The organism is Cryobacterium sp. TMT2-42-4 (assembly GCF_004402645.1).
GTDB lineage: Bacteria > Actinomycetota > Actinomycetes > Actinomycetales > Microbacteriaceae > Cryobacterium > Cryobacterium sandaracinum.
On record NZ_SOFT01000041.1, the window covers coordinates 59,555 to 78,843 of the forward strand.

Sequence of the window (19,289 nt, forward strand, 5' to 3'; positions counted from 1 at the left end):
ATCATGTAGGAGGACTTTCATAGTGCCCAAAATTCTTATTGTCGGTGGCGGCTACGCCGGGTTCTACACCGCGTGGAAGCTGGAGAAATGGCTTCGCGCCGGCGAGGCCGAGGTCACCATGGTCGACCCTCTGCCGTATATGACCTACCAGCCGTTCCTGCCGGAGGTCGCAGCCGGATCTATCGAGGGGCGCCACGCCGCAGTCGCGCACCGTCGTCACCTCAAGAAGACCAACGTCGTGACGGCCAAGGTCACCCACATCGACCACGCCACGAAAACCGCGACCATCACCCCGCCCAGTGGCGAGCCCTACGAATTCGTCTATGACGTCGTCGCGGTGACAGCCGGCGCCGTGTCGCGCACGTTCCCGATCCCGGGCGTCGCGGACCAGGCCATCGGTCTGAAGACCATTGAGGAAGCCGTCGCCATCCGTGACCGCGTGCTCACCAACTTCGACAAGGCTGCCCAACTTCCGGCCGGCCCCGAGCGCGACCGCCTGCTCACCTTCGTCGTCATCGGCGGGGGCTTCGCCGGCATCGAGGTGTTCGCAGAGCTGCGTTCCTTCGCGTCATCGCTGCTGAAGTCCTACCCGCAGATCGGGTTCGACGACACCCATTTCCACCTGATCGAGGCGATGGGGCGCATCATGCCCGAGGTCTCGCTGCCGACCAGCCTCTGGGTCATCAAGCACCTCGACGAACGCGGCGCGCAAATCCACCTGAACACGCAGCTGACCAGCTCGGTCGACGGCAAGGTCGAACTGTCCACCGGCGAGAGCTTCGAGACCGATCTGATTGTCTGGACAGCCGGAGTCATGGCTAACCCGGCCATCGTGCGCCACACCGACCTGCCGATCGAAGATCGTGGACGCCTGCAGGTGCGCCCCGACCTGCGCGTCGGAACCGAAGACGAGATCATCGCCGACGCTTGGGGCGCCGGCGATATCACCGCCGTCCCCGACCTGAGCGGCGGGGGCGTGGGCGGCTTCTGCGTGCCCAACGCTCAGCACGCGGTGCGCCAGGGCAAGCTCCTCGCGAAGAACATCGTCGCGGTGCTGCGCGGCGAGACTCCCAAGGAATACCTGCACAAGAACCTGGGTGCCGTCGCCGGCCTCGGCATCGGTTCCGGTGTCTTCCAGTCCGGCAAGATCGCCATCACGGGTCTGCCGGCCTGGTTTGCCCACCGCGGCTACCACGGCCTGGCCATGCCCAGCTGGGAGCGCAAGCTGCGCATCGTCTGGGGCTGGATGAACAACTTCTTCCTCGGTCGCGACATCGTCTCGCTGGCCGCGGTGCAGCATCCGCGGGCCACGTTCGTGGAGTTTGCCTCGCGGCCCAAGCCGGTCGTGGATTCTGCCGCTCCGGCCAAGGCTCCGGTGACCGTCGCCGCATCGGCCAAGGCAGCGGCCACCGTAGCCGCGCCCGGCACGGGTCCCGCCGCCAAGGCAACGGCGCGCGCACCCCGGGCCCCGCGAAAGACCGCGGCCGACAAGGCTGCGGAAGTCGCTTCGGCAGGGACGACCGAGAAGGCCGCGGCGACCGCACCCGTCAAGTAATAGCGTCTGCGGGCGTCACCGGGAGAAACCGAAGACGCCCGCAGCCCCTACGCTTGAGGCGTTCGGTTCACCGGGCGCGCCCCCGTAGCCCAATGGCAGAGGCAGACGACTTAAAATCGTCACAGTCTGGGTTCGACCCCCAGCGGGGGCACCACACGGTACGTCACAGCGTCACAGCCCGACGCCCGCCGTCCGGGCGGCAGCATCGGAGCCTCGTCGTTCGACCTGTGCGGCAGCCTGTCCGGCCCGGTTCGTGGCGCTACCCTCTGCGAGTGAATCGGCCGATTCCTCCTGCCACGTGCCATTCCCCGACGTGAGAACGGTGTCAGGGGCATTCTGCACGCAACGTGGGACATCAGCCGCTTCTTCTTCTGGAAGTGATCACCACGGCGAAGGCGCCGCGCCGACCAGAGCGCTCCCTCGGCGCCACCCGGTTGGAGCTCAGACGGCCGAGTGCGGAACCAATTCGACGGAGATTTTGGCCTCGGAGCCCGTTTCGCGCCATTCTCGGCAGAATCTCCGTCGAATGGGTCAGGGGCAGCTACTCCAGGTGGTCCAGATACCTCAGGATGATGCCCTCGCGGAGCGCCCACGGCGACACTTCCAGCTCGGTCACCCCGAACGCGGCCATCGCCGCGTGGAGCACAATGCCACCGGCCACGATCTGGAAGGTGCGGTCGGCGGTGATGCCGGGCAGCGCCGGGCGCGCCTCAGCCGGGATCCGAGCCAGTCGGGGGACCCAGTCGCTCAGCTGCGAGCGGCTCAGCTGCATCCGCTCGCCCGACCCGAAACCGTCCGTGGTGGAGCCGGCCAGTTTCGCCAGGGAGCGGATGGTCTTGGACGAACCGACGACGTGGTGCGGCGCCGGGAGCCCCTCGAACGCCACCAGGGCTTCCGCGAGCACGGCGGCGGCGTGCTCGCGGAGGGCGGAGACCTGCGCGGGCAGCGGCGGGTCGTTGTGCAGGAAGCCGATGGTGGAACGGCCGGCACCCAGCGGCAGCGACAGCGCGACCGCGGGCACCTCGTTCGCGCCGGCGGCGATCTCCAGGGAGCCGCCCCCGATGTCGAAGAGCAGGATGTCCCTGGCGGACCAGCCGTACCAGCGCCGCACGGCCAGGAACGTCAGTCGGGCCTCGTCCTCGCCGGACAGGACCTGCAGGGCGACCCCGGTTTCCCGTTCGACCCGGGCGAGCAGTTCGGGCCCGTTCACGGCCTCACGCAGTGCGGAGGTGGCGAACGGCAGGAGGTCGTCGACGTGGTGGTGGCGGGCCACCTCGGCCGCGTTCCGCACCGACTCGAGCACGGCGGTGCACCCCTCGTCGGTGATGGCGCCCTCGGGGGTGAGGTAGCGCATCAGGCGCAGCACGGCCTTGTCGGAGGCCATCGGCACCGGTTGGGCGCCTGCGTGCGCGTCGACGACCAGCAGGTGGACGGTGTTCGAACCGACATCAAGGACTCCGAGGCGCACGCTCTCGACGATAGCGTGCGCCGCGGACGCGCCGTGACGCTGTGACGCTGTGGCGGCTCGTCGTCAGGGTGCCGTCGACCAGGGTGGACGTCACGGCGAGCAGGCGGGCGTGCCTCTAAATGCTCCAGACCGTGAAGAATGCGCCGACGGCCAGCGCCGAGACGCCGAACAGCAGCGCCACCATGAGCAGCAGGCAGCCACACATCTACCCGAAGCTCGGGGTGTCCTCACGCACGGCGGCCGTCGCGGCCGGCCGGCAGGCCGGCCTGATCCGTCGGGCCTGACCGGCCGTGCGACCTCTCGGCGGGCCTGATCCCGCGCCCTCTCGGCGGAATCATCGAGGTGGCCGAGGCTCAGACTCGGGCGGGCGTGACGAACCGCTGCCAGGCCCAGGCCCCGATGCTGACGGCGGCGAACAGAGTGCCTGCCACCCACCACAGGCTAAGGCTGCCACCTTCGTGCCAGAGTTCCACCGCCGGGGACAGCACTCCGAACATGATCGTGAAGGCGAGCACGGTCAGGCACGCCCAGATCGGCGGTGACCAGGCGAGGATGCTCCGTCCGCTGGTGCGTCCGATCGGGATCAGCACCAGCGCTGCCGAACCGATCGCGGCCAGCACCACACTGTTGATGATCTCGGCCGCCAGCGCGCTGAGGAAGCCGTCCGCGTCCGGCAGCAGGCCCAGCGTCAGCCAGCCGACCACGGCCAGCCCGATCAGGCTGCCGGCCCGAACGGCGGCGAGTGGGCCGCGCCTCGGCGTCAGCACCTCGGGGGCCACGGTGACGCTGCCGAGCAGCCCGAAGACGAGCGCCGGGTGAACGTCGAAAGCCCGGGAGGCCAACGCGGTCAGGGCGACCAGTAGCAGGTAACGGGGCAGGAAGGTCACGGACGCCTTCGTCCGCCACACGCGGGAGCTCCACCAGAGCGGAACGAGCGCTCCGACCGCGTTGACGATGAGGAGGGCCAGCGCCACGGCGAGGAGCAGCCGCAGGTAGGCTGGCTGGCTGGTGACCGGTCCGGACAGCATGACGAGGGTGGCCGCGGCCAGCACGGCGGCGCCGGCCACCAGCCACCGGTTCAGAGGTAGTTCGGGAACGGTCTCGAATTCCTCGCGGGACCGGTTGCGGCCCGCGATCGGCATGCTCTGCCAGAGTGGGCGGCCGTCCGTGGCCCGGAACACGGTCCCGGCGAGGAGGCGCGCGGGGATGCATAACAGCAGGAGGGCGCCGAGCGCCAGCAACGCCGCCTGGAACCAGGAGAGGTCGGGGGTCGACCACGGTGGCAGCACGGCCGTGGCGAACCGGGTGGGGTCGTTCCAGCCGCCCGGCAGCGGTGTGGCCAGGGCCACGGCCGGACGGTCCGCCTGCGGTGCCGGCGAGGCCGGGGCTGCAGGGCCGGGCGGGGCTTCCGCCGGTGCGGACTCCTCGGCCGGCGGTGGGGCGGCGGGGGCGTCGGCGGACGGGGCGGTCGCCTCGGGGCCGGTCGAGCCGGAGGGGGCAGGGGTGGGGACGCCGTAGCGCACGTCCACCCCGGGGCTGCCCGGGCCGAGGTTGCCGGCCAGGTCGAGTTGCACCGCGATCACCCGGAAGGTACCGGCAGCGACTCCGCCCGCCGAGCAACTCCACGACCCGGATGCCACGACGGCGCTGCAGACCGAATATGACCCGGCGAAGACGGTCACGGTCGCACCCTCTTCACCGGTTCCCGTGTACCCGGCGTCGGTGAGCGGCAGCTGGGCGCCGCTCACCGGCGTGGTCAGCGTGGGCGGCCCCGGACGGTCGAGGTCGAAGACGAGGTCGACCGGTGCGCTCGAATTGGACCATGAGGGATTGCTGTAGCTCGTCTGCTGGCTGGCCGAGACCTCGGCCTGCCCGCCGGCGAGGCCGTCGGCGAACGTGCACGACCAGTTGCCGGAGGCGTCGGCGGTGGCCGTGCAGCGCGGGCCGTCGCTCACCGTGACGACGACGGAGGCCCCCGGATAGCCGGTGCCGCGCACCGTGCCGTTGGTCAGGCTCCCACCGGTGGGACCGCCCGTCACCCGGGGGGCGGACAACACGGCGATCGTGTGCTCGTCGGTCAGGTCGGCGGCTCCGGTGACGACGACGCGAAGCGGCACGGATGGCCCGCTCGGCAGGGAAACCGCGGCGCAACTCCACTGGCCGGCTCCGTCGACCACGGCGAAGCAGAGCGGGTCCTGACCGTCGACGGGGGAGAGCAACTGGATCTCCCGGCCGGCTTCGCCCGTGCCGGAGACGGTGGTGGTTCCGCTGCCCACGAAACTGCCCGGCGGTGGGCCGACGATGGCCGGCGCGTTCGCCGGCGCCGCCGTGGCGTCCCGCTCGCTTGTGGGAGTCGGCGTGGGAGTCGGCGTGGCTGCGGCAGCCGGTTCGGCGAACGCCGCGCCCGGTACGCCGAGGAGAAGCAGGCCGACCAGGGCGACGAACAGAGGCAGGGGGCCGGGCATCCACCGTCGACGACGACGCCCGGGCGTTCCGCCCGAACCGGCCATACGTGTCCCGAACATGATTCCCCCTGTGACCATTTCACGGGCCAGCGCCGCGAAAGTCAACGTGCGACACCCAATTAGACGGCGACGACACCCATTCGTGATCGGCGGGGGCCATAGGGCATACTGGCGCTGGAACATCCGTGCTGCTGCTTCCCCGCGCAAGAGCACGGGGCGGCTGTGGCTGGGTCACCGCGCCGGGTATCCTCGGTCCCGGCTACTGAAGGCGGTGCGCTGATGCTCGACCTCTCCCACCGCCCCACGGGCCGGCCGTGGCAGACGCCGGGGCTGTTCTGGCCTGAGCTCACGGCCGCGACGGCGCACCTGGACGCCCCCGTCGCCGCCCTGCACCTGGGTGCCCTGCGCCACAACGCGCACGACCTGCTGGACCGCGCGGCCGGCACCTCCCTCCGGGTCGCGTCGAAGTCGATTCGGGTGCGCGGCGTGCTTGAGGCCATCCTGGCCATGCCCGGCTATCGGGGTGTGCTGGCCTACACCCTGGCGGAGGCGCTCTGGCTGGCTGAGACGGTGACGGATGTCGTCGTCGGCTACCCCACGGCCGACCGGTCCGCGATCCGCACGTTGGGCCGCTCGCCCGAGCTGGCCGGGGCGGTCACCCTGATGGTCGACTCGATCGCGCACCTCGACTTCATCGATGCCGTGCTTCCGCCCGGCAGACGGACCCCGATCCGGGTCTGCCTTGAACTCGACGCGGCCTGGGACGCCCCCGTGCTCGGCCACCTGGGCGTCTGGCGTTCACCCGTGCACACCCCCGGCGAGGCCCGCCGGCTCGCTGAGGACATCGTCGCCCGCCCCGGCTTCGTTCTCGTCGGCGTGATGTCCTATGAGGCGCAGGTGGCGGGGATCGGCGACAGGTCGGCCGGGAAACCGATCCGGGGCCTGGTCACCCGCTGGGTGCGGCGCCGGTCCATTGGCGAGCTCAGGGAGCGGCGCAGCGCGGCCGTCGCCGCGGTGCGGGAGGTCGCGCCCCTCGAGTTCGTGAACGGGGGCGGAACCGGCTCGGTCGAGAGCACGCGCGCCGACGCATCCGTCACCGACATTGCCGTCGGCAGCGGCTTCTTCGGCGGCCACCTCTTCGACAATTTCGCGAGCTTCCGGCCCGCGCCTGCGGCCGCGGTCGCCCTCACGGTGGTGCGGAAGCCCCGCCCCGCCACGGCCGTGCTGCTCGGCGGCGGCTGGATCGCGTCCGGCGTGCCCGGGGCCGACCGGCTGCCCCGCGTGGTCTGGCCGGAGGGCCTCGGTCTGGTGCCGCGGGAGATGGCCGGTGAGGTGCAGACCCCGCTCACCGGTGTGGGTGCGGCCCGGCTCCGCGTCGGTGACCGCGTCTGGGCGCGGCACACCAAGTCGGGGGAGTTGAGCGAGCACGTGAACGAGTTCGCGCTGGTCGAGAATGGAAAGGTGGTCGACATCCTGCCGACCTACCGGGGTGAGGGGAAGGCCTTTCTGTGAGTGCGAGCGGAGCGGTGTGGCGCAACTGGGCCCGGAACCAGGCGGTGACTCCGGTGCGCGTGGAGCGGCCGTCGAGCGTCGCCGCCGTGCAGCGCGCCGTGGTGGCGGCCGGGGCGGTGGGCCTTCGGGTCAAGGCCGTGGGCTCCGGGCACAGCTTCTCGGGCATCGCGCTCGCGCCCGGGGTGCAGCTTGACCTGTTTGACCTCGCCGGGCTGATCGGTGTGGACACCGTGGCCGGGCAGGTCACTCTGGCCGCGGGCACCCGACTGTTCGAACTGCCCCGGCTGCTGCGGCCCTACGGTCTGGCCCTGCCGAACCTGGGCGACGTGGACCGGCAGACGATTTCCGGCGCCACGTCCACCGGGACGCACGGCACGGGCGGCCGGTACGGCGGTCTGGCCACCCAGATCGTGGCGCTGACCCTGGTAGTCGGTGACGGCAGCCTGCTGCGCGTGAGCGCCACGGAGAACCCGGAGCTGCTGCCCGCGACCCGGCTCGGTCTCGGCGCGCTCGGAATCGTGGTGGACGTGACCCTGCAGTGCGTGCCCGCGTTCCTGCTGCACGCGGTGGAGGCGGCCGAGCCGCTCGCGGAGGTCCTGGAGCACTACCTCGACCGGACCGACCACAGCGATCACTACGAGTTCTTCTGGTTCCCGCACACCGAGACCGCCCTGACCAAGACCAACACCCGGCTGCCCCTGGAGTCCGGCCGGTCGCCGCTCGGCAAGGTCGCCCGCTTCGTCGACGACGAACTGCTCGCGAACGGGGTCTACCGCGGCATTTGCGCCCTGGGCGCCGTGGCGCCGGCGACAGTCCCCGGATTCAACCGACTCGCCGCCCGCTTGACCGGCAGACGCGAATTCACGGATGTCTCGCACCACGTGTTCCTGACGAACCGCACGGTGCGTTTTCAAGAAATGGAATATGCCGTGCCGCGCGTCCGGGTACCGGCCGCGCTGCGGGAGGTGCGGGCGCTGATCGAGGCGCGGGGTTGGCGCATCTCGTTCCCGATCGAGGTGCGCTCGGCCGCCGCCGACGACGTCTGGCTGTCCACCGCCGCGGGCCGAGAGACCGGCTACATCGCCGTGCACCGGTACTACCGGGAGGACCCGGCGGCGTATTTCCAGGCGGTCGAGGCCATCATGCGCGCGCACGGCGGGCGTCCGCACTGGGGCAAGATGCACGACCAGGACGCGGCGTCCCTCCGCACCGACTATCCGCACTTCGACGACTTCCTTTCGGTGCGTGACAGGCTTGACCCGGAGCGCCGCTTCAGCAACAGCTATCTGGAAAGAGTTTTGGGTCGATGAGCAACAGCAACACCCCCGCCGCCCGCGCCTGGGAACACCGGGCGGGGGAACTGGGCGACCGGCTGCCCGACGGCTTCACCCTGGGCGTGGCAACCTCCGCGTTCCAAATCGAGGGTGGCGCCCGGGACGGCGGTCGCGGGGAGTCGAGCTGGGACCCGTTCACGGCCACCGCCGGGCGCATCCGTGACGGCTCCAACGCATCCGTTTCGACCGATCACTTCAATCGGCTCGACGAGGACGTCACGCTGCTCCGCGAACTGGGCGTCGACGTCTATCGGTTCTCCCTGGCCTGGTCCCGGCTGCAGCCCGATGGCCGCGGCTCGCTCAGCCGGGCCGGCCTGGCCTTCTACGACCGGCTGCTCGACGGGCTCCTGGTCGCGGGGATCAGCCCGATGGCGACCCTGTTCCACTGGGACACCCCGGTGCGGTTGCGCGGCGGCTGGCTGAACCGAGACACCGCGATGCGGTTCGGCGACTACGCCCACCAGGTCGGCGAGGTGTTCGGGGACCGGATCGACTCCTGGCTGACCCTGAACGACCCCGCAACGGTGACCCTCAACGGCTACGCCCTCGGAACGGATGCCCCGGGGGAGGCCCGGCTCTTCGGTGCCCTGCCGGCGGCGCACCACCAGTTGCTTGCTCACGGACTCGCCGTGCAGGGGCTGCGCGCCGCCGATGTGCGCGGCCGGATCGGGATTTCCAACGTGCACTCGCCCGTGCAAGCCGCCAGCGGCCGCGAAGCCGACGAGGTCGCCGCCGCGCTCTTCGACGTGCTGCACAATCGCGTCTACGCCGACGCGGTGCTGCTCGGCCGCTACCCGGAACCGCCGGAGCCCTACCAGGTGCCGATGCGGATGCTGCTGGAAACCGACCCGGACGACCTGCGCACCATCCACCAGCCGCTCGACTTCTACGGGCTGGGTTACTCCCAGCCGAGCCGGATCAAGGCCGGCGCCGCTGCCCCGAAGACCCCGAACGGGCCTCCGCCCAGCGGGCCGGCGGAGAAGCCCGTGGCCTTTCCCTTCCACGTCACCCCGTTTCGCGAGTTCCCCGTGACCAACGCCGGCACGGCCATCGCGCCCGAATACCTCGGTGTGGCCCTCGGCGAACTGCGCGACCGCTACGCGGAGAACCTGCCGCCCGTCTGCATCACGGCCGGGGGAGCGAGCTTCCCCGACGCCGCCGACACGTGGGGTGCCGTGCACGATCCGGCCCGGATCGACTACCTGGCCGAGCACATCACGGCGGCGCTCGCCGCGGCGGCCCCCGGCGGGATCGCCGACGGGGTCACCCTGCAGGGCTACCTGGTCTGGTCCCTGCTGGACAGCTTCGAATGGACGGCCGGCTACACCCAACGGTTCGGCCTCGTGCACGTCGACTTCCAGAGCGGCACCCGCACCCGCACCCCCAAGTCCTCCTACCGCTGGCTGCAGACGGTGCTCTCCGCCCGCTGACGGTCGCGTGGGGCCGGTCATCGCCGCGTTTCTTGGAGTGTGTCGGGAAGCGCATGTGAGCCCCAGGGCCCGCGGTTATGATGGTGCGTGCGTCGTAAAAAACGCCGCCGCGGCCTGCTTGCCCGCCCCGCCTCACCTCAAGGAGAAGCTGCCATGGAATGGCTCATCCCGGTCCTCATCGTTGTTGCACTCGTCGTCATCATTGGGATTTACCTCTGGGCCACGTACAACTCCCTCGTCACCCTCAAAGTGCGCGTGGACGAGGCATGGAGTGATATCACCGTTCAGATGAAGCGCCGGGCCGACCTGATCCCGAACCTGATCGAGACGGTCAAGGGCTACGCGGCACACGAGCGGGCCGTTTTCGAGAACGTCACGAAGGCACGGGCCGAGTCGCTCAACGCGCAGGGTCCGGCCGAGGCCGCCGCCGCCGAGAACCACATGCAGACCGCGCTGCGCAGCATCTTCGCCGTAGCGGAGGCGTACCCGCAGCTGCAGGCCAGCCAGAACTACCTGCAGTTGCAGGGCGAGCTCGTCGACACGGAGGACAAAATCCAGGCCTCACGCCGGTTCTTCAACGGCGGCGTTCGGGAATTGAACACGAAGATCCAGGTCTTCCCCAACAACCTCATCGCCCGCAACCTCGGGTTCACCCAGCGAGACTTTTTCGAGGTGTCCGACTCCGCCGCCATCGCGGAGCCGCCTCGCGTTCAGTTCTAGCGGACGGCTGCCATGTACAGCGCTATTGCGCGCAACAAGCGCAACACCGTCTTCATCATCATCCTGTTCATCGCCATCATCGCGGGTCTCGGCTGGCTCGCCAACGCGGTCTACAGCACGCCCGGTGACTACAGCATCCTGATTTTCACGGTCGTCTTCGCCACGGGGTACGCCGTGGTGCAGTACTTCGTGGCCGGTCGCCAGGCGATCGCGATGAGCGGCGGCATCCGCATCACCAGTCAATCGGAGAATCCGAGGCTCTGGAACATCGTCGAGAACCTCTCAATCACCACCGGCACGCCGATGCCCGCGATCTATGTCATCAACGACCCGGCGCCGAACGCCTTCGCCACCGGGCGCGACCCGGAACACGCGATCGTCGCGGCCACCACCGGCCTGCTGGAGATCATGACCGACTCCGAGCTCGAGGGCGTCATGGCGCACGAGCTCGGCCACGTGCGCAACTACGACATCCGCCTGTCAATGGTCGTGTTCGGCCTCGTCGTCGCCGTCGGGTTCATCTCGGACATCTTCCTTCGAATGGCGTTCTTTGGCCGGAACAGCAAAAACAATGGCAGCCCCGTCATCATGGTGGTCGGTCTCGTCGCCATGCTCGTGGCGCCCCTGATCGCCACGATCGTGCAGCTTGCGGTGTCGAGGCAGCGCGAATACCTGGCGGATGCGACGGCCGCCCTGACCACGCGGCATCCGGACGCCCTGGCCAGCGCACTCGGCAAGCTCGAGGCCTTCGGGCGCCCGATGAAGAAGCAGAATACCTCGATGGCCCACCTCTGGATCGCCGACCCGCTCAAGCCCGGCGTGATGGACAAGCTCTTCGCCACGCACCCGCCGATCGCCGAGCGCGTCGAGCGCCTGCACACGATGGGCCGCAAGTTCTGACCATCCTCGACGGCCGCTAACGCAGCTCGGCGGCCAACGCCTCGGCGAGGTTGCCGCGCGATTCCACCTCGATCTGCGGCAGGCCCTGCCAGGCGGCGGCCTCCTTGAGAACAGCTGCGAGGCGTCCGGCCGTGTCCGATGGCGCGCCGGGCTCCGCCCAGGCCGCGCGCACCCGCAGCACCTGCGCCTGCCGGTCGTTCTTCAGGTCGACCCGGCCCACGATCGTGTCGCCGAGCAGCACGGGCAGGCAGTAGTAACCGAACACCCGCTTCGGTTCGGGCGTGTAGATCTCGATCCGGTAGTGGAATCCGAACAGGCGCAACGCGCGCGCCCGTTCCCAGACGACCGGGTCGAACGGCGACAGCAGGGCCGCGGCATCCACCCGGCGGGGGAGCCGCGCGTCGCGGTGCAGCCAGGCGCCCCCCGGTGCGCCGCCCGCACCCCAGCCCGGCACCTCGACCGGGATGAGCTCGCCGGCATCCTCGAGGTCGTGGATGGCCGCCAGGGTCGCCGGGCCGCGCAACCGGAAGTAGTCGGCGAAGTCCTTCCCCGTACCGATTCCGTGCGCCCGCGCCGAGCGACTCACCAGCTCGCGGTGCGCGTCGTCCCGGCCGACCGTTCGCTCCCGCAACTCCCGCGGGAACACCTGCTCCGGCAGCCCGTAGACCCGTTCGAACCGTTCCCGGCCCGAGATCGCCACGTCGCCCCAGCGGAACAGGGTCTCCAACCCGGTCTTCACGTCCGACCAGCCCCACCACGGGCCGCTGCGGCGGTTCGCGTCGTGCTCGATGGCGCTCGCGCGCAGGGGACCGTTGGCGGCAAGCTCGGCGAGCAGCCAGTCGAGCATCGGCCGGTTGCCCTGCGCCCACGCCTCGGTTGCCGACCGGGTCCGGAATTCGCGCATCCGCCAGCCGAAGAGCGGCCAGGCGTCGCGCGGCAGGAACGACGCCTCGTGCGCCCAGTACTCGGTGAACCGGGATTCGCGGCCCGAGGTCAGTCGGTCCAGCTGCGCCTTGTCGTAGGCGCCGAGTCGGCTGAACGCCGGCATATAGTGGCTGCGCTCGAACACGTTCACGGAGTCGATCTGCAGCAGCCCGAGCCGGTTCACCAGGGCATCCAGCTGACGGATGCCCGGCGTCACTGTCGGCGGGCGGCCGAAGCCCTGCGCGCCGAGCGCGATCCGGCGGGCAAGGGCTGGGGAGATCGTCTGCACCACTCTCCGACCCTAGTGGCACGCTTCAGACGGCATTCACCCGATGTTCAGCGGCGCACCCCCTCACGGTCGACGGCCGCTCCTAACCTCGCCTTGACCGGCTACCCGGCTCCACACGTCCGCGTTTTCGCGCGGCGGCCGCCACGGGTCCGATGGAGGAATCTTGTTCACCACGCGCATCCTGGCCGCGGCCGCGGCCACCGCCCTCGCCCTGAGCCTGTCCGCCTGCTCCGGTGCCGCGGATGCCGGTTCCGGACCCACGGGGGTCGATGCCGCCTCCGCGACCAGCCTCTCCGCCTTCGGCGACCTGGCCGCCCTCGAGGACGCGGCCCGGGCCGAAGGCGCTCTGAACGTGATCGCCCTGCCGCGGGACTGGGCCAACTACGGCGCCGTGCTTGACGCATTTTCCGAGAAGTACCCGGAAATCACCATCACCGAGGCCTCGCCGGACGCGTCCAGCGCCGAGGAGATCCTGGCCGCGGACAACCTCGCCGGGCAGGACACCGCCCCCGACGTGTTCGACCTGGGCCTCGCGGTGGCGCTGTCCAGCACCGATCGCTTCGCGCCCTACCAGGTGGCGGCCTGGGACGAAATCCCGGATGCGCTCAAGGAGGCCTCCGGGCTGTACACGGGCGACTACGGCGGTTACCTGGCGGTCGGCTACGACCCCGACGCCGTTCCCGCGCCGACCGAGCTGCGTGACCTGCTCGGCGCCGAGTACACGGGCAAGGTCGCGATCAACGGCGACCCGACACAGGCCGGGGCTGCGTTCGCCGCCGTCGGGCTGGCCACCGTGCAGAGCGGGAGCGAGGTGGGCGACTTCCAGGCCGGCATCGACTTCTTCGACGAGCTCAACCAGGCCGGCAACTTCGTCAAGATCGACCCGACGTCGGCGACCATCGCGTCGGGTGAGACCCCGGTGGTCTTCGACTGGGACTACCTCAACGTGGGCTACGGAACCAGTCTGGCCGGCGAGCGCAACTGGGAGGTCGTCGTCTTCCCGGGAACCGGTTATGCCGGCTACTACAACCAGGCCGTGAACAAGGATGCCCCGAACCCGGCCGCAGCCAGGCTCTGGCAGGAATTTCTCTACAGCGACGAGGGCCAGAACCTCTGGCTCGCCGGCGGCGCCCGCCCCGTTCGCGCCGAGGCGATGGCCGCGGCCGGCACCATCGACGCCGCGCTCTTCGCCGCACTCCCGGCGGCCCCGGCCGAGACGGTCGTCCCCTCCGAGGCGGAGAGCGCCGCGGGAGCCGCGCTCCTCGCCGCCAAGTGGGCCGCAGCTGTCCGGTAGCCGGCGCGGCACGGCGGCAGCCTTCGGGCTGCTGCCGTTCGCGGCATATGTGGTGCTCTTCCTGCTTGTTCCTACCCTGATCGCCGTCGGAAGCGGCTTCGTCGACGAGTCCGGGGTGTTCACTCTCGAGACTGTGGCCGCGCTGGGCACCCCGGTCGTGAGAGACGCCTTCGCCGCGTCATTCGGACTGTCGGCACTCACCGCCGTTGTGGGTGCGGTCGTCGGTGCCCTTGCCTGCTACGGCTTGCTCGGCGCGCGCGAGAACGGCCCCCTCCGCGCCGTCGTGGACTCCCTCAGCGGCGTGCTCGCCCAGTTCGGCGGCGTCATGCTGGCCTTCGCGTTCGTGGCGACCATCGGCATCCAGGGTCTGGTCACCGTGATCCTGCGCGACACCTTCGGTGTCGACATCTTCGCCGACGGGGTATGGCTCTACGAACTTCCCGGCCTCGTGCTGCCCTACATCTACTTTCAAGTTCCCCTGATGATCATCACCTTCCTGCCCGCCCTGCAGGCGCTCAACCCGCACTGGGCCGAGGCCAACGCAACCCTCGGCGGCAACCGGGCCACCTACTGGTTCCGGATCGCGTTCCCGGTGCTGGCGCCCTCGTTTCTCGGCAGCCTGCTGCTGCTCTTCGCCAACGCGTTCTCCTCCTATGCGACCGCCGCCGCGCTCACCAGCCAGGGATCGCAGATCGTTCCGCTGCAGATCCGCTCGGCCCTGACCAGTGAAACCCTGCTCGGCCGGGAGAATCTCGCCGGGGCGTTGGCGCTCGGCATGATCCTGGTGATGTTCGTCGTCATGTCCGGCTACTCGGCCTTGCAGGCACGGGCGGCGCGGTGGCAGCGATGAAGGCGGTGGCGCACACCCCCACCCGGATGGCGCGCGGCCTCATCCTCGGCAGCATCGGCCTCCTCTTCGCCATCCCCATCGTCGCCATGGTCGAGTTCACCCTGCGCCGCGGCCTCGCCGGCGGCCACGACCTCTCCCGTTGGACGGCCCTGTTCCAGGGTGGCTTCGCCGGCCCGTACCGTTCGGTGCTCGTCGCGCTCGGGAACTCGGTCGGGCTGGCCGTGGGCACCGTTTCGATCGTTCTCCTGCTGCTGGTGCCGACCCTGCTGCTGGTGCACCTGCGGTTTCCCCGCCTGCGCCGCGTGATGGAGTTCGTCTGCATTCTGCCCATCAGCATCCCGGCCATCGTCCTTGTGGTCGGCCTGGCCCCGGTGTACTCGGTGCTCGGCCGCCTGCTGGGCAGCGGTGTGTGGACCCTCGCCTTCGCCTACGGCATCACGGTGCTCCCGTTCGCCTACCGGGCCATCCAGACGAACCTCGACGGCGTCGACGTGCGCACGCTCAGTGAGGCGGCCCGCACGCTCGGCGCGGGCTGGGTGAGCGTGCTCGTGCGGGTACTGATTCCGAACCTGCGCCGCGGCATCCTCGCCGGCGCGTTCATCTCGGTCGCAGTCGTGCTCGGCGAATTCACGATCGCCTCCCTGCTCAACCGCATCACCCTGCAGACTGCGCTCGTTGTCGTGAGCAAGGCTGACCCCTACACGGCCGTCATCCTGTCTCTGCTCGCACTCACCTTCGCATTCCTGCTCTTGCTCGTCATCGGGCGTCTCGGCACGGTTCGCACCGGCAGTCGGCGACGGCCCACCACCGGAGGTCAGCTATGAACCAGAACCAGCTTCGGACCCAGAATGAGAACCGGGACCGTCCGGCGGCGAACGCCCCGGCGGGTGCCTCGGTGCGCTTCGCGGGCGTGGTGAAGGACTTCACCGGCCATCGTGCCCTGGATGGCTTCGATCTCACCCTGCACGCGGGCGAGTTCGTCGCCCTGCTCGGCCCGAGCGGCAGCGGCAAGACCACCGCGCTGCGGGTATTGGCCGGGCTCGAATCCACGGATGCCGGAAGCATCCTGATCGACGGAGCCGACGTGTCGACACTGCCGACGAGCCGGCGCGACCTGGGCATGGTGTTCCAGTCCTACTCGCTGTTCCCGCACCTCAGCGCGGGTGAGAACGTCGAGTTCGGCCTGCGCATGCGGAAGGTCCGTGGCGAGGAACGGCGCGCCCGCGCGGCCGTGGCCCTCGCCCTGGTCGGGCTCGACGCCCACTACGACCGCTTCGCGCACCAGCTCTCCGGCGGTCAGCAGCAACGCGTGGCGCTGGCGCGCGCCCTCGTCACCGAGCCTCGGGTGCTCCTGCTCGACGAGCCATTGTCGGCCCTTGACGCCCAGGTTCGGGTGGTGCTGCGCGAGGAGATCCGGCGCATCCAGACCGAACTGGGCATCACGACCCTGTTCGTCACGCACGACCAGGACGAGGCGCTCGCCGTGGCCGACCGCGTCGCCGTGATGCGGGCGGGTTCCATCGAGCAGGTCGGAGCACCGGAAGAGCTCTATACCCGGCCGGCCTCGTCATTCATCGCGGAGTTCGTGGGGCTCAGCAATCGACTGGTCGGCGTGGTGCGCCACGGGTTCGCGCGGGTTCACGGTGCCTCTCTGCCGCTGCTCGACCCCTCGCAGGCGGATGGCGCTGTGTCCGTCTCCGTGCGGCCGGAAGACCTCGAATTCGGCGCTGCGGGGGCACCGGGGGTCGTGCTCTCGTCGAGCTTCCACGGCTCGCTCCGGCGCACGAGGGTGCGCCTGGACGACGGAGCGTCGCTCGTCGTGCAGCACGGCGCGCGGCTGCATCCGTCGGCCGGGGACCGGGTCCTGGTGCGGTTCACGGGCGCGCCCGTCTCGGTCGACCCACTCCCGTCTCGGGCATAGTGACCGGTCCGGGGCCTGAGGCGGCGAGCACCTTTGGCCCATACCGGAGACGGCACGTGTGATTGCCTAGACTGAGTCCGTGATGGAAACCGACGGAAAACCCGCCCGCAGCGGCTTCTTCGGCGTGTTCGGCCGCCGCCGCACCGTACCCCCGCTCCTGGTCGAGCTCCCGCCCTCGCACGGCTACGGGGTCGACGAGAACCTGCCGGCCGGCATTCGACTCGCCGCCGCCTGGTCCTGGCGCCTGCTCGCGCTCGCCGGCGCACTTGCTGTCTTCATCTTCATCGTCATCCAGCTCCGGTTGATCGTCATCCCGTTGCTCGTGGCCGTGCTGGTGTCGGCACTGCTCGTGCCCTTCGTCGGATTCCTGGTGCGACATCGATTTCCCAAGGCTCTCGCGGTCGTGATCGCTCTGATCAATACCTTCGCGATCCTCGGCGGACTGGTCACGTTGGCCGTGACGCAGATCGCCATCGGCACGGTCGGCCTGAACGACAGGCTCGCCGCCTCCTACGACAGCCTCAAGGCCGTTCTCCTGGCGTCGCCGCTGCAGCTGACCGAACCGGAGCTCAACGCGTTCCTCGGCCAGGCCTGGGACGCCATTCAGGCGGACAGCCAGGTTTTCGTTTCCGGGGCGCTCTCCGTGGGGTCCTCGCTCGGCCACCTGGTGACGGGTTTCCTTCTGGCGCTGTTCAGCCTGCTGTTCATCCTGATCGATGGCAAGGGCATCTGGTCCTGGATCGTGCGCCTGTTTCCCCAGGGCGCGCGCGCGGCCATCGACGGCGCGGGGGTGGCCGGCTGGACCACGCTGGGGAACTTCGCCAGGGTGCAGATCCTGGTGGCGTCCATCGACGCGATCGGCATCGGGGTCGGGGCCGCACTGCTGGGGGTTCCGCTCGCCATCCCGATCGGCGTGCTCGTTTTTCTCGGCTCGTTCATCCCCATCGTCGGCGCCGTGGCCACGGGCGCCGTGGCGGTCGTGATCGCCCTGATCTTCAACGACTGGGTGGTGGCCTTGCTGATGCTCGGCGTTGTGCTGCTGGTGCAGCAGGTCGAGGGTCACGTGCTACAGCCCCTGATCATGGGTACGGCGGTCAAGGTGCATCCACTGGGTGTCGTGCTCGTGGTGGCGGCCGGCGCCCTGCTCGCGGGCATCGCCGGCGCCCTCTTCGCCGTGCCGATCGCTGCCGTGCTCAACGTCATGATCAGTTACATCAACAGCGGGGCGTGGCGATCCGAGCAGGTCGCCTCGGCACCCGTCTTCGCCTCCACGTTGTGGCAGACCGTCCCGCAACGCCCCGGTTTCCGCCGACCGGCATACCGCCTCGAGAAAAGTGCCTCCCATGACTAATGTCTCGCTCGTCGGACCGACCCTGGCTGATTTCGAGTCCGCCCGGGATGTCGTCGGTCGGGTCGCCGCCGTCACCCCGATGGAAACGTCCCGCTACCTCTCGAAGCTCCTCGGCGCGCCGGTCCTCCTCAAGTGCGAGAACCTGCAGCGCACCGGGTCCTACAAGATCCGCGGTGCGTACAACCGGATGTCCAAGCTCACCAACGAAGAGAAGACCCGCGGTGTCGTGGCCGCCTCGGCCGGCAACCACGCCCAGGGCGTCGCCTTCGCGGCGCGGGAGCTCGGCATCCAGGCCACGATCTTCATGCCCGTGGGCGTCGCCCTGCCCAAGCTGCAGGCAACCCGCGACTACGGCGCGCACGTCATCCTGCGCGGCAATACGGTGGCCGAGCCGCTGCTCGCGGCCGCGGAGTGGGCCGCCGAGACCGGCGCCATCCTGATCCCCCCGTTCGACCACGCGGATGTCGTCACCGGCCAGGGCACCGTGGGTCTGGAGATCCTCGATCAGGTTCCCGACCTCGCCACCGTGATCGTTCCGATCGGTGGCGGCGGCCTCATCTCCGGTGTCGCCAGCGTGCTCAAGCAGCGCGCGCGCCGGGACGGCCGCCAGATCCGGGTGATCGGGGTGCAGGCCGCCAACGCGGCCGCCTACCCCCCGTCCCTCGAGGCCGGCCGGGTGCTGGAGATCCAGATCATGCCGACCATCGCCGACGGCATCGCGGTGGCCAAACCGGGCATGCTCAATTTTGAGATCGTGCGCGATGCCGTCGATGAGGTCGTCACCGTCACCGAGGACGACACGGCTCGTGCCCTCCTGGTGCTGCTCGAGCGCGCCAAGCTCGTGGTCGAGCCGGCCGGCGCGGTCGCCGTGGCGGCGATCCTCGCGGGCAAGGTCACCGCGACCGGCCCAACGGTCGCGATCCTCAGCGGGGGAAATATCGACCCGCTGCTGATGCAGCGCGTGATCAGCCATGGTCTCTCGGCATCCGGCCGCTATCTCACGTTGCGCATCATGCTGCCCGACCGTCCCGGGCAGCTGGCCCGCATCTCGGAGCTGCTCGCCGAGGCGCACGCCAACGTGATCGAGGTTCTGCACACGCGGCACGGTGTGGGGCTTCAGATCAGCGAGGTCGAACTCAACGTCAGCGTCGAGACTCGCGGGCCCGATCACCGCCAGCTCGTCGTGGATGTGTTGCGTGCGGCCGGATACGACCCGCAGATCGACTAGCGGGCGAGCGTCGACGAATCGAGCGTCGTGGGTGCGACGCTCGTGACG

At 69.9% G+C, this 19,289-nt stretch carries 16 protein-coding genes and 1 tRNA gene; 14 read left to right on the forward strand and 3 right to left on the reverse strand.

Annotated features, from left to right (window positions below; translation table 11 throughout):
• Window positions 1-22: 22 nt before the first annotated feature.
• Together E3O18_RS13595 and E3O18_RS13600 are read left to right on the forward strand one after the other, a co-directional pair.
• A complete protein-coding gene (locus tag E3O18_RS13595) occupies window positions 23-1,555 on the forward strand; it encodes an NAD(P)/FAD-dependent oxidoreductase (RefSeq protein WP_134393815.1) in 1,533 nt (510 codons plus the stop codon).
• A gap of 78 nt (window positions 1,556-1,633) precedes the next feature.
• Window positions 1,634-1,709 (forward strand) — tRNA-Leu (locus tag E3O18_RS13600).
• 387 nt (window positions 1,710-2,096) lie between these two features.
• Here E3O18_RS13600 and E3O18_RS13605 read toward each other — a convergent pair.
• Complete coding sequence (locus tag E3O18_RS13605; protein WP_134393814.1) at window positions 2,097-3,023, reverse strand: Ppx/GppA phosphatase family protein; 927 nt, start codon at window positions 3,021-3,023, stop codon at window positions 2,097-2,099.
• A 119-nt stretch (window positions 3,024-3,142) separates the two neighbouring features.
• Between E3O18_RS13605 and E3O18_RS16180 the strand changes: the two genes are divergently transcribed.
• Window positions 3,143-3,307 carry a hypothetical protein gene (locus E3O18_RS16180; protein ID WP_166784531.1) on the forward strand — a complete coding sequence of 55 codons (165 nt, stop codon included), beginning with the start codon at window positions 3,143-3,145 and terminating at the stop codon, window positions 3,305-3,307.
• A 69-nt stretch (window positions 3,308-3,376) separates the two neighbouring features.
• Here E3O18_RS16180 and E3O18_RS13610 read toward each other — a convergent pair whose 3' ends face one another.
• On the reverse strand, window positions 3,377-5,548 hold the full coding sequence (locus tag E3O18_RS13610) for a hypothetical protein (RefSeq protein ID WP_166784935.1): 2,172 nt from the start codon (window positions 5,546-5,548) through the stop codon (window positions 3,377-3,379).
• Between the two features lie 219 nt (window positions 5,549-5,767).
• Between E3O18_RS13610 and E3O18_RS13615 the strand changes: the two genes are divergently transcribed.
• The 5 genes from E3O18_RS13615 to E3O18_RS13635 all read left to right on the forward strand — a co-directional run bounded on the left by E3O18_RS13615 (window position 5,768) and on the right by E3O18_RS13635 (window position 11,384).
• Entirely contained in the window at window positions 5,768-7,000 is a 1,233-nt protein-coding gene (locus E3O18_RS13615) for an alanine racemase (RefSeq protein ID WP_134418336.1), read from the forward strand.
• A complete protein-coding gene (locus tag E3O18_RS13620) occupies window positions 6,997-8,310 on the forward strand; it encodes a D-arabinono-1,4-lactone oxidase (RefSeq protein WP_134393811.1) in 1,314 nt (437 codons plus the stop codon). Before E3O18_RS13615 ends, E3O18_RS13620 begins: the two co-directional genes overlap by 4 nt.
• Window positions 8,307-9,764 (forward strand): family 1 glycosylhydrolase, encoded by a 1,458-nt coding sequence (locus E3O18_RS13625; protein WP_134418337.1) that lies wholly within the window; start codon window positions 8,307-8,309, stop codon window positions 9,762-9,764. Before E3O18_RS13620 ends, E3O18_RS13625 begins: the two co-directional genes overlap by 4 nt.
• 153 nt (window positions 9,765-9,917) lie before the next feature.
• On the forward strand, window positions 9,918-10,484 hold the full coding sequence (locus E3O18_RS13630; protein ID WP_134418338.1) for a LemA family protein: 567 nt from the start codon (window positions 9,918-9,920) through the stop codon (window positions 10,482-10,484).
• 12 nt (window positions 10,485-10,496) lie between these two features.
• Window positions 10,497-11,384 (forward strand): M48 family metallopeptidase, encoded by an 888-nt coding sequence (locus tag E3O18_RS13635; protein ID WP_104170837.1) that lies wholly within the window; start codon window positions 10,497-10,499, stop codon window positions 11,382-11,384.
• Between the two features lie 16 nt (window positions 11,385-11,400).
• Here the strand turns inward: E3O18_RS13635 and E3O18_RS13640 are convergent, their stop codons facing one another.
• Window positions 11,401-12,600 carry a crosslink repair DNA glycosylase YcaQ family protein gene (locus tag E3O18_RS13640; protein ID WP_134397753.1) on the reverse strand — a complete coding sequence of 400 codons (1,200 nt, stop codon included), beginning with the start codon at window positions 12,598-12,600 and terminating at the stop codon, window positions 11,401-11,403.
• A 160-nt stretch (window positions 12,601-12,760) separates the two neighbouring features.
• Between E3O18_RS13640 and E3O18_RS13645 the strand changes: the two genes are divergently transcribed.
• From E3O18_RS13645 to ilvA, 6 genes are all read left to right on the forward strand, one after another.
• Window positions 12,761-13,891, forward strand: coding sequence for an ABC transporter substrate-binding protein (locus tag E3O18_RS13645; RefSeq protein ID WP_134393807.1), 1,131 nt, complete (start codon window positions 12,761-12,763; stop codon window positions 13,889-13,891).
• Window positions 13,881-14,741, forward strand: a complete 861-nt coding sequence (locus tag E3O18_RS13650) for an ABC transporter permease subunit (protein ID WP_134418361.1) — start codon at window positions 13,881-13,883, stop codon at window positions 14,739-14,741. Before E3O18_RS13645 ends, E3O18_RS13650 begins: the two co-directional genes overlap by 11 nt.
• Window positions 14,738-15,565, forward strand: a complete 828-nt coding sequence (locus tag E3O18_RS13655; protein ID WP_134418360.1) for an ABC transporter permease subunit — start codon at window positions 14,738-14,740, stop codon at window positions 15,563-15,565. The genes E3O18_RS13650 and E3O18_RS13655 overlap by 4 nt, the downstream gene beginning before the upstream one ends.
• Window positions 15,562-16,662 carry an ABC transporter ATP-binding protein gene (locus E3O18_RS13660; RefSeq protein WP_134393806.1) on the forward strand — a complete coding sequence of 367 codons (1,101 nt, stop codon included), beginning with the start codon at window positions 15,562-15,564 and terminating at the stop codon, window positions 16,660-16,662. Before E3O18_RS13655 ends, E3O18_RS13660 begins: the two co-directional genes overlap by 4 nt.
• Window positions 16,663-16,744: 82 nt before the next feature.
• On the forward strand, window positions 16,745-18,013 hold the full coding sequence (locus tag E3O18_RS13665) for an AI-2E family transporter (protein WP_134393861.1): 1,269 nt from the start codon (window positions 16,745-16,747) through the stop codon (window positions 18,011-18,013).
• Window positions 18,006-19,241 carry a threonine ammonia-lyase gene (gene ilvA / locus E3O18_RS13670; RefSeq protein WP_134393805.1) on the forward strand — a complete coding sequence of 412 codons (1,236 nt, stop codon included), beginning with the start codon at window positions 18,006-18,008 and terminating at the stop codon, window positions 19,239-19,241. The genes E3O18_RS13665 and ilvA overlap by 8 nt, the downstream gene beginning before the upstream one ends.
• The last annotated feature ends 48 nt before the right edge of the window (window positions 19,242-19,289 follow it).

Coding starts and splice junctions, on each gene's coding strand:
- E3O18_RS13665 (WP_134393861.1), top strand. CDS start 16,745: ATGGAAACCGACGGAAAACCCGCCCGCAGCGGCTTCTTCGGCGTGTTC.
- E3O18_RS13630 (WP_134418338.1), top strand. CDS start 9,918: ATGGAATGGCTCATCCCGGTCCTCATCGTTGTTGCACTCGTCGTCATC.
- E3O18_RS13610 (WP_166784935.1), bottom strand. CDS start 5,548: ATGTTCGGGACACGTATGGCCGGTTCGGGCGGAACGCCCGGGCGTCGT.
- E3O18_RS13635 (WP_104170837.1), top strand. CDS start 10,497: ATGTACAGCGCTATTGCGCGCAACAAGCGCAACACCGTCTTCATCATC.
- E3O18_RS13615 (WP_134418336.1), top strand. CDS start 5,768: ATGCTCGACCTCTCCCACCGCCCCACGGGCCGGCCGTGGCAGACGCCG.
- E3O18_RS16180 (WP_166784531.1), top strand. CDS start 3,143: ATGCTCCAGACCGTGAAGAATGCGCCGACGGCCAGCGCCGAGACGCCG.
- ilvA (WP_134393805.1), top strand. CDS start 18,006: ATGACTAATGTCTCGCTCGTCGGACCGACCCTGGCTGATTTCGAGTCC.
- E3O18_RS13625 (WP_134418337.1), top strand. CDS start 8,307: ATGAGCAACAGCAACACCCCCGCCGCCCGCGCCTGGGAACACCGGGCG.
- E3O18_RS13660 (WP_134393806.1), top strand. CDS start 15,562: ATGAACCAGAACCAGCTTCGGACCCAGAATGAGAACCGGGACCGTCCG.
- E3O18_RS13655 (WP_134418360.1), top strand. CDS start 14,738: ATGAAGGCGGTGGCGCACACCCCCACCCGGATGGCGCGCGGCCTCATC.